Source organism: Paenibacillus sp. FSL H7-689, assembly GCF_000517905.1.
GTDB lineage: Bacteria > Bacillota > Bacilli > Paenibacillales > Paenibacillaceae > Paenibacillus > Paenibacillus amylolyticus.
Genome location: NZ_ASPU01000013.1, coordinates 220,814 through 234,313, shown reverse-complemented (window position 1 = coordinate 234,313; position 13,500 = coordinate 220,814). Strand labels below are relative to the sequence as shown.

The window sequence follows — 13,500 nt, the reverse complement described above, 5'->3', positions numbered from 1 at the left end:
GGAATGAGATAACATGTCGGAGAATCAACGAATTGCCCAGGAAGTCATTCATGCCATCGGGGGCAAAGAGAATATCGCATCATTTGCACATTGTGCAACACGTCTTCGTATCATGGTGAAAGATAAAGAAAAGATTGATCAGAAAACGGTCGAGAATATCGAGAAGGTGAAAGGTGCTTTTTTCAACTCAGGTCAATATCAGATTATCTTTGGTACGGGAACAGTGAATCGAATCTTTGAAGAGGTTGAGAAGCTGGGCATCGAAGGAACGTCCAAGGAAGATGTGAAGAGTCAGGGGAAAAAAGAAGGAAATGCTTTTCAACGGGCTATCCGCACGTTTGGTGACGTATTTGTACCCATCATTCCCGTACTGGTAGCTACAGGACTGTTCATGGGATTGCGCGGATTACTTACCCAGAATGAAATTCTGGCGTTATTCGGTGCAACACCGGATGATATCTCGGCCAATTTCCTGTTGTTCACTCAAATCCTGACGGATACGGCATTTGCATTTCTACCTGCACTTGTAGCGTGGTCCGCATTCCGCGTATTTGGCGGAAGTCCAGTACTTGGTATCGTACTGGGGCTAATGCTGGTCAATCCTGCATTACCCAATGCTTACGCGGTGGCAGATGGATCAGCACAGCCGCTGCATATGTTCGGTTTTATACCTGTCGTGGGTTATCAAGGTTCGGTTCTGCCTGCGTTCTTTGTAGGTTTGATTGGAGCCAAGTTTGAGAAGGTACTAAGAAGACGGGTGCCTGAGGCATTGGACTTAATTCTGACTCCTTTTATTACGTTGACAGTCATGATTACGCTTGGACTTTTCGCCATTGGTCCCGTATTCCATTCCCTAGAAGAGTGGGTGCTGCATGGAACAACTGCCGTATTGGATCTGCCGTTTGGAATCGCTGGTATTATCATTGGATTCTTCCATCAGATTATTGTCGTTACCGGTGTACATCACATCTTTAATTTCCTGGAGATTCAGCTACTGGAGAAAACGGGATTCAATCCGTTCAACGCCATCATTACCTGTGCCATGGCAGCTCAAGGAGCGGCTTGTCTCGCAGTCGGTCTGAAGACCAAAAATATGAAACTCAAAGCACTCGCATTACCTTCTTCCTTGTCCGCATTTCTGGGCATTACGGAGCCAGCGATCTTCGGAGTTAACTTGCGTTATATGAAACCATTTATTATGGGACTTGTTGGTGGTGGTGTGGGTGGTTTCATCGCTTCCTTGTTCCATCTGCAGGGTACAGGCATGGCTGTAACGGTTATTCCCGGTACACTGCTCTATCTGAACAGCCAACTGCCGTTGTATATCTTGTCCAACGTAGTTGCCATGGCGATTGCATTTGCACTTACCTGGTTCTTCGGATATAAGGATCAACCGGTCGCAGAAGAATCGGTGAGCCATGAGAACAGTGGAGTAACATCAACTGAAGTTAAAGCAGAGGACTCTAATCCGCGTATTAATTCAGTTACCGATGCCGTTACAAGCAATCGTCCTAAGGTAGATTTTCTCGAAATCGCTTCGCCAATGAACGGTACCGTCGTTGCTCTGGAGCAGGTTCCTGACCCGGCGTTCTCGGAAAAACACATGGGTGAGGGCATTGCCATTGAGCCATCAGAAGGAAAAGTGTATGCACCGTTTGATGGTTTCATCGCACATGTCATGAACAAGAGTAAACATGCGGTGATTCTGGAGCATGAGACGGGTGTACAGATGCTGGTTCATATCGGAATTAATACGGTTGGACTAAAAGGGAACGGTTTCACCGCGCATGTGAATAGCGGAGATCGTGTAACTGCAGGTCAATTGTTGATTGAATTTGACATGGATGTCATTCAGTCTGCGGGTCTGCCTTTGATTACACCTGTGTTGATCCCTAGTGGAAACGAAACCATAGCAACTGTTACAGCAGCCTCAACAGGTCATGTTCAAGCCAATGGGGAAGCGGTGCTAGTAGTGAAATTCAAAGAACCTCAATAAGTGATCGTTTGAAATAGAAATGTACTGGAACATGGATGTAGAGAAATACAAATCATACAAGGCAAAGGAACTGATGTATCATCAGGTTTCCTTTGTCTTTTTGTATTACTTTTAGCCAAAGTATTAAGACATTTTGCTTTGAATCTGTGCATGTAAGCGATTAAAAAGAGATATATCTTCGATTAAGGCTCGGTTAATCAGATTTCTTTAATCGCTTATGATTAACGGAGATATAAGGAGATTCAGAGCGTAAAGGGCAGATTACATAGGATATAAAGAGGAATATGGTCTGGAATCAATCAGGAAGGTTCTGAATCGGATACGGTTCAATTGCGGAAAGGCAGACAGAGGACTATGATTCGCACATAACGTACTTGAGATGATATATGCAGGATCTGATGTGAAGGCGAGGTAGACAGCAATGGATGAAGCAATGATTGTTGTATCAGCAGGACACAGTGCAGCGGGGATGAATTTCGTGGATTTATTACTGAAAAAGGGATTAGCCTTCGTTGTGCTTGTACACAGTGAAGAGGAACGGGAACAACTTCAAACCCTTGGAGCATTTCCTGTGCGTTATATTCAAGAAACGGAAGGGATGCAACAGACTCGACCCGAATATATGATCACAAATGCATTTGTGTTCGAGAATAATCTGCCTCAGTGTTGCCAGGATATCCAGTTGTGTCACAGCTGGTATCCGCAACATCTCTATGTCGTTTCCAGTAACAAGGCTCCAGTTGGTCTTGTATATAAAGGGCTTGGTGCGACGTATGTCATTCATAGCCAGAGTGGGAATGTTTCGTTTTTATTGTGAACGGTCATTCATAATGGAAGTGGAAGGAATATCTGATTAAAAGGAAAAACGTTCTGTTCGAACCGATGGCTCTGGACAGAACGTTTCGTGATTCCCACAGGTATAGATCAAGTGGGGAATCCTTATAACTATTATGAAGTTACGCCAACAACGCTGGTTCCATTTTTCGTGATTTTGTACGTCAGCACATCTCCGTTCCAGAAATGGAACTTAAGCGTAACTTCGCCATCATTGGTTTCATTGAAGAAGTTAGGTTTCAGCTCAATCACATTACGTTCGTAATCTGGGCTAAATGTGTAGGAGAATTCTTTGAACGAAGTCCAGTTCTGTGGACCGGCGTTCTCTCCGTTTGCATATGTTGCTTCCATCGTGGCCAGTTGATTGCCGTTAAACGTAGTCGGAATGGCAAATGCACTGGTTGTACCCGTTGCATCGTTCAACTTAGGTGTGTCATATTTAATGATATTGAAGTTCCAGTCAGCACCTTCATTGAATCCAGCCGTGAGTGTGGCATTTACGCCCAAATCACCAGAGGCTGTCAATTTGGTTAACAGATTGGATTTTAACGTAAGTACATCTTTTTTAATTGTATAGTCTTTACCTCTTACAAGAGGGGTAGTGCCATTTTTCAACGAATTGAATTTGTTCCCATTCAGATTGAGTTTTACCTTCTTATCTTGAATGGCTTCATTTTGTTTAAGATACACGAGGTCCGTTTCGGCTGTGGATGAGCGACCTGTCCAGCTGGCTTTCATGGTATCAAATAATTCCTGATCAGACCAAGTAAAACTTGTGCGACCGAAGTGTTGACCGTTATCCCACAACATCGTTGTCATCTGTTTTTGGCGCAGATATTGTCCAACAAATTCGAAGAATTTCAGTTTTTCGCCTTGCTCAATGACACCTGTGTGCTGGTCAAACCCAAGCAAGCCATACTCACCGACGATAACCGGAATGCCTTTCGCTGTGAAAGCATTGTATACCCGATCGAATGTGTCGGTAACGTCCTTCTGTACTTCCTCGTTATACATGGTGTAACCTGCGATGTTCACACTGAATGGCCAGAACCCGTAGTAGTGAACGGTTGCAATAATATTGCTGTCATTCAATTTTTGAATGGTCTTATTCAGTTCATCCAGATCAGGTTGAGCGGAAGAAGTATGCATCGTTGGAAGCACAAGTGGACGTGTCTCGTTGTTTCCACCCGAAGTTCTTACGATCTTGTGAAAAGAAGTATTCAACTCGTCCAGCATGCGGTATCCAATCGCTGCATCTGTTGTGCCGCCTTCGGAGAAACGTGGTTCGTTAACACTTTCGAACATGAGTTTATCGGATGCATCTTTGAATTTGTCCGCAATCTGAGTCCAAGCAGAGTTATAACGTGCAAGCACGTTGTCATGGTCTTTCTCCATGTAACTGATCCAACGCCAGGAATCATGGTGAAGATTGATCATGACGTAGAGATCCGCATCGAGGGCCCAGTTTACCACTTCTTGAACCCGATTCATGTAAGCGGAATCAATTATGTAGTCGGGTGCGTCACCGATGTGGGCTTCCCAGGTCACAGGAATACGGATACTGTTGTAGCCCTCAGCTGCGATCGACTGAATTAGTTCCTTCGTAATGCGCGGGTTGCCCCAGGCTGTCTCATCTTCACCAACGGCGTCCAGAGAGTTACCCAGATTCCAGCCAGGCTCCATGGCGTTTACGTAGGTCTGCATTTTGCTTGGAGCGGGTAATGCACTGGCCTGTTCGCTGTTGTCAGTTGCAGCTGAAGCCATAGCCGAGGAGAATAGAGATAGAATCATGGCAGTCACAAGCGTAAGAGAAAGGACTGATTTGCGGTTTTTTTTCATTAATATAGTCTCCTTCGAATAGAGAATGGTTGAACGTGAATAGCGGTTAAGCAGGGTGGAAATAGAGCTCAACGCAAACAAAAATTCACTTGTTTAATACTGGAATCACCACCGGTTTATGTACTGAAAGCGTTTTCGTAATTTACTATATCATGATTTAATATTGGACAATACCTGCACAATTGGAATAAAAATCATGTAAAAATCAGTGATTTTGCCACATTTATAGATTGTGTAGTTAGCGTTTATTTCATTGGAAATAAAAATCATATGGTTGCTTTTTAATGATAATTAGATTTAAATACCCTGGGAGGGATCTAATATGAAGCTGGATGCACATCAACATTTCTGGGAATACAATGTCGCCGAGTACGGATGGATTGGCGAAGAGATGAAAACCATTCGTCAATCTTTTCTTCCGGAAGATCTTGAACCTTTATTGGTCCAATCCGGACTGGATGGATGTATTGCGGTACAAGCCAGACAATCACTGACAGAAACCGAGTGGCTTCTGCAGCTGGCAGATCGGCATGAATGTATCAAAGGTGTTGTCGGATGGGTGGATCTTTGTTCGGATGAAGTTCGGAATCAGCTTGAACTGTTCGCGTCCAATCCATATCTGAAGGGCGTACGTCATGTCATACAGGATGAACCTGATCTGAAGTATGTATTAAGAGAAGACTTTCAGCGCGGAATTTCATTGCTTAAAAAGTATGATTTGGCCTATGATCTGTTAGTATCTAAGGAGCAACTGCCTTATGCCGTTGAATTGGTTAAGACGTTTCCTGAACAGCGATTTGTACTTGATCATCTAGCCAAACCCGACATAAAATCAGGTATAATCTCACCCTGGAAAGAAGCACTTGAGTCATTGGCCGCACAACCTAATGCGTACTGTAAACTTTCAGGGATGGTGACGGAAGCAGATTGGGCAAATTGGACTCCAAAGGACTTTACAGCCTATCTGAATATCGCCATAGAAGCCTTTGGTGCGGAACGGTTAATGTTCGGGTCCGACTGGCCCGTGAGCAACGTTTCAGCTACGTATTCTGAAGTATACGGTCTCATTATGAGTCATATTAATGCCCTACCTATATCAGATCAGCAGATGATTTTTGGCGGCACATGTGCTGCGTTCTATCAAATATCGTAGCGGGCAATCCGAAGCTAAACCGGTTTCAAGAAGTTGACAACTGTTCTGATTCTTGCTAAAGTTTTATCCAATCCGCATAATTGTGATCTGGGAATGTTACCGATATGGGCATAACCTGAGCTGGCTTGTTTACACGTAATCGTGTACCCAGGCTGGTTCGGGTTTTTTCTATTTTGTCTTTTTAATATTTCTAACGATTTGAGCGGATAGCTGAATTACATATTTGGAAGGAGAATGATGATGACGAATTTTAAATTTCCTAAAGACTTTCTGTGGGGTGGAGCCATTGCTGCCAATCAGGCGGAGGGCGCGTATCTGGAAGATGGCAAAGGGCTGAGTATTGTTGACTTGCTTCCGACAGGAGAGAACCGCAGAAGCATTATGAAAGGCAATGTTCCAGCTTTTACGCCGCTTGCTACCGAGTTCTATCCTTCACATGAAGCAATCGATTTTTATCACCGTTACCCTGAAGACATTGCTTTATTTGCAGAAATGGGATTCAAAGCACTGCGTGTCTCCATTGCTTGGGCACGGATTTTCCCGACAGGAGAAGATGCACAGCCAAATGAAGCCGGATTACAATTTTACGATAACCTATTTGATGAATTGTTGAAAAACGGCATTGAACCTGTGGTTACATTGGCTCACTTTGATGTGCCTGTGCATCTGATCGAGAAGTACGGCAGCTGGAGAAGTCGTGAACTGGTGACGCTATTCGAGACTTACGCTACAACGGTATTCACTCGGTACAAAGACAAGGTGAAATACTGGATGACATTTAATGAGATCAACATGTTGCTTCATCTTCCGTTCCTTGGGGCGGGGCTGGCGTTTAATGAAGGGGATAACATCAAGGAAATTCAATATCAGGCTGCTCACCATCAACTGGTTGCAAGTGCATTGGCAGTCAAGGCATGTCATGAGATTATTCCTGGTGCCCTGATTGGGTGTATGCTCGCCGCAGGAAGCTTCTATCCGTATACCTGTAATCCGGAAGATGTGTTCCAGGGCATGGAAAAAGATAGAGAGTCCTATTTCTTCATCGATGTGCAGTCACGTGGGGAATATCCGGGTTACGCCAAACGTTTCTTCAAAGATCACGGGTTGAACATTGTTATGCAGCCTGGTGATTCGGAAATCTTGAAAAATCATACGGTAGATTATATCGGGTTCAGCTATTATTCAAGTCGTACAACCAGTACCGATCCGGAAGTTATCAAAAATATGACCAGCGGTAATGTATTTGGCTCGGTAGCCAATCCATATCTGGCGAAGTCCGAATGGGGATGGACGATTGATCCCAAAGGATTCCGTATTACTGCCAATCAACTACATGATCGTTATCAGAAGCCGCTGTTTGTTGTTGAGAATGGATTTGGTGCCAATGACGTGGTTACACCGGAAGGTGAAGTGGATGATGGGTACCGGATTGACTACTTGAAACGACATGTAGCTGAAATGGGTGAGGCCATTCAGGATGGCGTGAACATCATTGGTTACACCAGCTGGGGACCTATTGATATTGTAAGTGCATCCTCAGGTGAGATGAGAAAACGTTATGGTTACATTTACGTGGATCGTAATAATGAAGGTCAAGGTGAGCTGACACGGCTGAAGAAGAAGAGTTTTGAGTGGTACAAAAATGTGATTGAATCCAACGGAACAAACCTGGGTGACGAGTAGTCATAAAGGTAAATCGGATTCGTTCTGACATCGAACAAACGGAAGAACCATGAATTCATGGAGCTTCCGATTGTCCTCACATTGAAAGCGTTGACATATAGTCAGGTTCGCGCTATACTTGACGCAATTATATCGTTTCTGGGATTGTTACTACTCGAAGTAGGCAAAACCTAAGCACCAAAAAAAGCAGACCACCATGTCTTGTTTATTTTGTGATGCTTCAGGTTTTTTTTGTATGCCCAAAAGACGATGTATAACTGCCAAGAGAGTGGAACGTGACGGGGGGATTGAAGTGAAAATAGCAAAGGTTATCAACAATAACGTCATTAGCATCTATCAGGCGGATGGAGCAGAGCTTGTGGTGATGGGACGTGGGATTGCCTTTAAGAAAAAGCCGGGGGATAAAGTAGACGAGACCCGCATCCAGAAAGTATTTGCATTGAAAAACAAACAAACATCCGATAATTTCAAAATGCTGCTGCGCGAAGTTCCGATGGAACTGATTGAAATTGTGGAAGAGATCATCACGTATGCAAGTGAGAATCTGGGCCGAAAGCTGAATGAGAACATCTATGTATCCCTTACAGATCATATTAACTTCGCCATCGAACGTTATCGGGAAGGCGTGGAGATCAAGAACGCATTAATGTGGGAGATCAAACAGTTGTACAAGCCCGAATTCGAACTTGGCCTGAAGACGCTGGAACAGATCAATACCCGCATGAATATTGAGCTTCCGCCCGATGAAGCCGCTTTTATTGCCCTTCATATTGTCAACGCAGAGATGAACGAAGAAGTTATCACAACGATGAATATTACGAAGTTTATCCAGCAGATTATTAATATAGCGAAATATCATTTCAAAATGGAATTTGATGAGGACTCCCTCAGTTATTTTCGCTTTATCACACATCTGAAGTTCTTCTCCCAGCGTGTGCTCAGCGGTACGCATTACGACAACAACTATGATCATTTCTATGACATGATTAAGGAGAAGCATCCTGATGCCGCAGCATGTACGGAGAAAATTGAGATGTTTGTCAAAAAAGAGTACAACCATGAGCTGACCAATGAAGAAAAATTGTATCTGACGGTTCATATCGAACGAGTGGTTAATCGATAATATTTAAATGTTGACAAAAATGGTTTTATTATAATAATATGTGATTAACAGGAATTTAATACGATTTAACTGGGATTGTTACTGGTTATGCAGGCAAAACCTAAGTCATGAGAAGGTCAGGACCATTGTGTCCCCTTGCTCAAGGCTTAGGTTTTTTGCGTGCAAAAAAATCGGTAAAGGGCCTGTTTGAGAAAAAGTGGGGGTGCAGATCATGAGTCAAGAGAAACTGGCCAAAGAGATTGTAGAACTGGTCGGCGGTGAGAAAAATGTGGAATCGCTGGTTCATTGTGCAACACGGTTACGGTTTGTATTGAAGGACGATGCCAAGGCAGACAAAGCCAAACTGGAGAAAACAGAAGGAATCATCGCAGTCAAAGAAAATGGAGGACAGTTCCAGGTTGTTGTTGGTAACAAGGTGCCTGAAGTCTATAGTGCCATTGGACAGATCAGTAACATTCTGGACGATTCGTCAGATAAAGAAAAACCTCGCAAAGCAGCCAAAGGGCTCGGGGGTATTATCGATATCATATCCAGCATCTTTGCACCACTTCTGGGTGTTATGGCGGGAGCCGGTATTCTAAAAGGGTTATTGTTGATTGCAAGTAATATTGGATGGCTGGAAACGACAGAAACAACATATACAATCCTGTATGCAGCAGCAGATAGTCTCTTCTATTTCCTGCCTCTGTTGTTAGCGGTTACAACAGCACGTAAATTCCAGGGAAATATGTTTGTCGCGATGACGATTGCAGGAGCACTGATCTATCCGTCCATCGTCACGTTGAAATCAGAAGGAACACCAACGGATTTCTTCGGTATCCCTGTCATTTTGATGAACTATTCATCTACAGTTATTCCAATTATTTTAGCTGTCATAGTCATGAGCAAGTTGGAGAAGTTCTTTAATAAGACACTTCACGATAGTGTGAAAAACTTTGTTACACCATTGTTTTTGCTAGTGATTATGGTACCACTGACACTGTTGGTATTTGGACCATTTGGTGTCTACGTTGGTAATGCAATTGCAGCCGGGCTCGTTGCAGCATTTGGATTCAGTCCATTGCTCGCAGGAGCCGTTATGGGAGCAAGCTGGCAGCTGCTCGTTATTTTCGGAATACACTGGGGTCTTATTCCGGTATTTATCAACAACGTTGCAGTGTATGGACAGGATGGGGTTAAACCAGCTGCGACAGCTTCAATCTTTGCTCAAACGGGTGCTGCTTTTGGAGTTATGCTGAAAACCAAGAACAAAAAACTGAAAACGCTGGCTGGATCATCCACGTTGACCGCATTATTCGGTATTACTGAACCGGCCATCTATGGGGTAACATTACCACTAAAACGTCCATTTATTGCAGGGGTAATCGGTGGTGCAGTTGGTGGGGCTATCATTGGTCAAGCGGGCACATTGGCATTTGCATCCGGCGCACCGGGATTACTGACCTTGCCAATCTTCTACGGACCAGGTGGACAAGGCTTCCCAGGATTGATTCTGGGTATCGTAGTATCCTTTGTTGTTTCGGCTGTACTCACGTACATCATGGGCTTCAAAGATCCGGTTGAAGAAGAAACAAAAACCGAACCTACTGCATCTGCCGAACAACCTGTTCGTGCAGCGAATGCTTCGGACGAAATTGTATTTAGCCCAATCGAAGGAACGATTGTTGAATTGTCGGAGGTTCCAGATCCAGCCTTTGCATCGGGAGCAATGGGGAAAGGGATTGCGATTGAGCCAGCTGTGGGCAGAGTCGTAGCGCCTTTTGATGGTACAGTTACCGTTGCATTCAAGAAAAAACATGCCTTGGCTGTAGTTTCAGACACCGGTGCTGAAATATTGGTTCACGTGGGAGTTGATACCGTTAAATTGGATGGGCAGCATTTTGTTTCCCATATCAAAGAAGGCGATCGGGTCCAAGCGGGAGATCTGTTGCTTGAGTTCGATATTGCACAGATTAAGGCTGCTGGTTATCATACGGTAACGCCAATAATAGTAACCAACTCAGCCAACTACGAAGAAGTGATTCCACAGGCTACAGGTCAGGTTAGTAGCCAAGAGCTTCTATTAAAATTAAGTAGCGGTAATGGCCAGGAACAAAAATAGATTGATGTACTAATCTGATGGTGTCGTGTTTTCATCGTTCCGTTGACATGGTGGAATTGGAAAATTATAATTAGAATTGTACATCTATTACATGATAATGAAAGGTGGATTATTGAACATGACACATTCGATGAGACTGCGCTTCCTTCCTTTGAATCGGTAATCGAATACGTTCAAAGGCTCTGACTATTGGTTCAGAGTAAACGGGATCAGTCTGTCATTTTCAATCATCCTGACTTTAAAATAAGTGTTATACTCGCTTTCCCGTTTACGTTGAATCACAGGCCGCGGCCTGTGATTCTTTGTTTTTTCTTCTGATTATCTTAATCAGGTAAATAATTAGGTAAGGCGCTCAACACAGACTACTGGAGGTAACCGCTATGATGACGTTACTGTTCTATTGATACGAGCTGGCACGATCAGCTCGTATCGATAGAAGCGTGCTTCGCTATCGATACGAAATAAATCTTATTTCGGAGGTAGCGAATATGGAAAAGATATGTTTTGAATTAGAACAGGTTGAGATGACCTATATGGATAAAGTAATCCTGAACATTGAGCGACTGGCTGTGCATCAACTGGATCGTATTGGTGTAGTGGGTGGTAATGGTCAGGGTAAAAGTACATTGTTGAAACTCATTGCGGGACAGATCCAGCCAACAGCCGGAAAGGTAAAACGTTTTGCAGAGTTTGGTTATTTGGAACAAGTGGAACCACCCCAGTCTAACGAAAGTATCGAAGTTGACGGGGCTTTGCTCAGTAAATTAGCCATACCTCAACACGACCAAGCATGGAGTGGCGGAGAACAGACCCGTCTAAAACTGGCTCAAATGTTCACTCATTATCATGAAGTACTGTTACTGGATGAACCAACAACACATCTGGATCAAGAGGGCATTACATTTTTGCTGGATGAATTGCGTTATTACTATGGGGCGCTTGTGATGATCAGTCATGATCGTGCGGTTCTGGATGAACTGGTGACCACGATCTGGGAAATCCATCAAAGTGAGGTTCGCGTATATTCCGGCAACTATAGTGATTATCAGGTGCAGAAGAGGCTGGAGCGTGAACAGCAAAATCAGGCCCATGAACAGTTCTCGAAGGAGAAAAGACGATTGGAGCTGGCCGCCCGGGAAAAGATGAAGAAAGCCGAGAAAATAACGCAGGCCGGCAGCATGTCAAAAAAAGAATCCAAGGCAAAAACAAACCGTATGGTTGAAACAAAATCCAAAGGCACCAGTCAAAAAGCGGTGCACCGCGCAGCTAAAGCGATTGAACAGCGAATGCAACAACTTCATGAGGTAAAAGCAGTGCAAGAGGATCGGCCTATGATCTTCCGTCAGCCAAAGACACTGGAGCTGCACAACCGATTTCCGATTATGGCAGATCGCCTTACACTTGAAGTGGATGGAAATATATTGTTGGACGATGTAAGTTTTCAAATTCCATTAAAACAAAAAATAGCGATAACCGGAGCCAATGGCAGCGGGAAAAGCACATTGCTTAACCATGTTTTCCATGCTGGGGATCACATCACAATGTCTCCAAAAGCGAAGCTCGGTTATTTTCAGCAAATGAGCTATCGTTTCACGACAAAAGAGACCGTATTACAATTCCTGAAGAATCGTTCGCAGTATGAGGAATCAGAGCTGAGAAGTGCATTGCACGCAATGCAGTTTACAGGGAATGACTTGCTCAAGAATGTTGGGACATTAAGTGGAGGGGAAGCGATTCGTCTTCAATTATGTCACTTGTTTCTTGGACAATATAACATTCTATTGTTGGATGAACCGACAAATTTTCTTGATATGCATGCATTGGAAGCGTTGGAGCGTTTTATCAAGGCCTATGAAGGAACAATTCTGTATGTATCTCATGATCAGAGGTTTATTGAAAATACAGCGGATCAACAATTTCAGATTACAGAGCGTCAATTAATTCAGGTGTATGTATAAATTGAAATAAAGAACACTTACACGGATCACTCCGATGACAGAACAACCTTAGAGGAAGAGAAGTAACAAAACAGCCAAAGTGATTTTGGCTGTTTTTGTTTTAGAATATGGAGGCTCCTGATCTAATAGGATATGTAGCCTCTATTAAGAATCCGCTTTTATAACCGTGGAATGCATGTTACCTGTGAGGCGTTGAGGTGGAAAAACCATGCGCACGGGCGCAATGATGATGGCAGCAAATACAGCTTTGACCAAATCCCCAATAATGTAAGGATAGAATCCTTGAATCATGGCCTCGGGTAAGGACATTTTGTATGCATAGGCAAGCCAAGGGACACCCGAGACATACAAGAGCAGTGAGCCAAATAGTTCAAATACAACAAAAGCGAGAATGAATCCTGTTACACCTTTGATGTTGATTCGTGCAAGCAGCAGTCCAATCAATAATGCGGAGATCGGCCACATCATCACATATCCTCCGGTAGGTCCAAGCAGTACTGCAAGTCCTCCGGTCCCGTGTAGCAAGGGGAATCCAAGAGCGGTGAGCAGAACAACGATCGTGACACTTAGAAAACCATAGAGTGGACCAAGTAATCCTCCGGCCAGCATGACAGCCAAAGTTTGTAATGTTATCGGTACAGGGGAGAAGCCAATGGGAATGCTTATGTAACCAAAAAGTACTAAAATTGCGGCCATAAGTGCGCTGAATACAATGCCTCGCAAAGATAATTTCATGTTTGAACAATCCTCTCCATTTTGGTAATATGATTGTTAACCAATTATATAAATGTGGTTAACGATTAGGATCGTACC

9 protein-coding genes are annotated in these 13,500 nt (G+C 43.7%); 7 read left to right on the top strand and 2 right to left on the bottom strand.

The window, feature by feature from the left end; translation table 11 throughout:
* Positions 1–13: 13 nt before the first annotated feature.
* Together C170_RS08655 and C170_RS08650 are read left to right on the top strand one after the other, a co-directional pair.
* Positions 14–1,996 carry a sucrose-specific PTS transporter subunit IIBC gene (locus C170_RS08655; RefSeq protein ID WP_036608463.1) on the top strand — a complete coding sequence of 661 codons (1,983 nt, stop codon included), beginning with the start codon at positions 14–16 and terminating at the stop codon, positions 1,994–1,996.
* A gap of 421 nt (positions 1,997–2,417) precedes the next feature.
* Positions 2,418–2,813 (top strand): hypothetical protein, encoded by a 396-nt coding sequence (locus C170_RS08650; RefSeq protein ID WP_036608458.1) that lies wholly within the window; start codon positions 2,418–2,420, stop codon positions 2,811–2,813.
* 131 nt (positions 2,814–2,944) lie between these two features.
* Here the strand turns inward: C170_RS08650 and C170_RS08645 are convergent, their stop codons facing one another.
* Positions 2,945–4,669, bottom strand: coding sequence for a cellulase family glycosylhydrolase (locus tag C170_RS08645; protein WP_036608455.1), 1,725 nt, complete (start codon positions 4,667–4,669; stop codon positions 2,945–2,947).
* Between the two features lie 322 nt (positions 4,670–4,991).
* Here C170_RS08645 and C170_RS08640 point away from each other — a divergent pair, with 322 nt between their 5' ends.
* From C170_RS08640 to C170_RS08620, 5 genes are all read left to right on the top strand, one after another.
* On the top strand, positions 4,992–5,822 hold the full coding sequence (locus C170_RS08640) for an amidohydrolase family protein (RefSeq protein ID WP_036608452.1): 831 nt from the start codon (positions 4,992–4,994) through the stop codon (positions 5,820–5,822).
* A 240-nt stretch (positions 5,823–6,062) separates the two neighbouring features.
* On the top strand, positions 6,063–7,505 hold the full coding sequence (locus C170_RS08635; RefSeq protein ID WP_036608450.1) for a 6-phospho-beta-glucosidase: 1,443 nt from the start codon (positions 6,063–6,065) through the stop codon (positions 7,503–7,505).
* 292 nt (positions 7,506–7,797) lie between these two features.
* The gene (gene licT, locus C170_RS08630; protein ID WP_036608447.1) at positions 7,798–8,628 is read left to right on the top strand and encodes a BglG family transcription antiterminator LicT; all 831 of its coding nucleotides are present in this window, start codon (positions 7,798–7,800) and stop codon (positions 8,626–8,628) included.
* Positions 8,629–8,839: 211 nt separating this feature from the next.
* Positions 8,840–10,729 (top strand): beta-glucoside-specific PTS transporter subunit IIABC, encoded by a 1,890-nt coding sequence (locus tag C170_RS08625; RefSeq protein ID WP_036608444.1) that lies wholly within the window; start codon positions 8,840–8,842, stop codon positions 10,727–10,729.
* 488 nt (positions 10,730–11,217) lie between these two features.
* Positions 11,218–12,687 carry an Msr family ABC-F type ribosomal protection protein gene (locus C170_RS08620; RefSeq protein WP_036608441.1) on the top strand — a complete coding sequence of 490 codons (1,470 nt, stop codon included), beginning with the start codon at positions 11,218–11,220 and terminating at the stop codon, positions 12,685–12,687.
* A gap of 144 nt (positions 12,688–12,831) precedes the next feature.
* Here the strand turns inward: C170_RS08620 and C170_RS08615 are convergent, their stop codons facing one another.
* A complete protein-coding gene (locus C170_RS08615; RefSeq protein WP_036608438.1) occupies positions 12,832–13,422 on the bottom strand; it encodes a biotin transporter BioY in 591 nt (196 codons plus the stop codon).
* Positions 13,423–13,500: the final 78 nt, after the last annotated feature.

Excerpts from the sequence above, each read along its gene's own strand:
- C170_RS08640 (WP_036608452.1), top strand. The coding sequence starts at position 4,992 with ATGAAGCTGGATGCACATCAACATTTCTGGGAATACAATGTCGCCGAG.
- C170_RS08625 (WP_036608444.1), top strand. The coding sequence starts at position 8,840 with ATGAGTCAAGAGAAACTGGCCAAAGAGATTGTAGAACTGGTCGGCGGT.
- C170_RS08635 (WP_036608450.1), top strand. The coding sequence starts at position 6,063 with ATGACGAATTTTAAATTTCCTAAAGACTTTCTGTGGGGTGGAGCCATT.
- C170_RS08620 (WP_036608441.1), top strand. The coding sequence starts at position 11,218 with ATGGAAAAGATATGTTTTGAATTAGAACAGGTTGAGATGACCTATATG.
- C170_RS08615 (WP_036608438.1), bottom strand. The coding sequence starts at position 13,422 with ATGAAATTATCTTTGCGAGGCATTGTATTCAGCGCACTTATGGCCGCA.
- C170_RS08645 (WP_036608455.1), bottom strand. The coding sequence starts at position 4,669 with ATGAAAAAAAACCGCAAATCAGTCCTTTCTCTTACGCTTGTGACTGCC.
- C170_RS08655 (WP_036608463.1), top strand. The coding sequence starts at position 14 with ATGTCGGAGAATCAACGAATTGCCCAGGAAGTCATTCATGCCATCGGG.
- C170_RS08650 (WP_036608458.1), top strand. The coding sequence starts at position 2,418 with ATGGATGAAGCAATGATTGTTGTATCAGCAGGACACAGTGCAGCGGGG.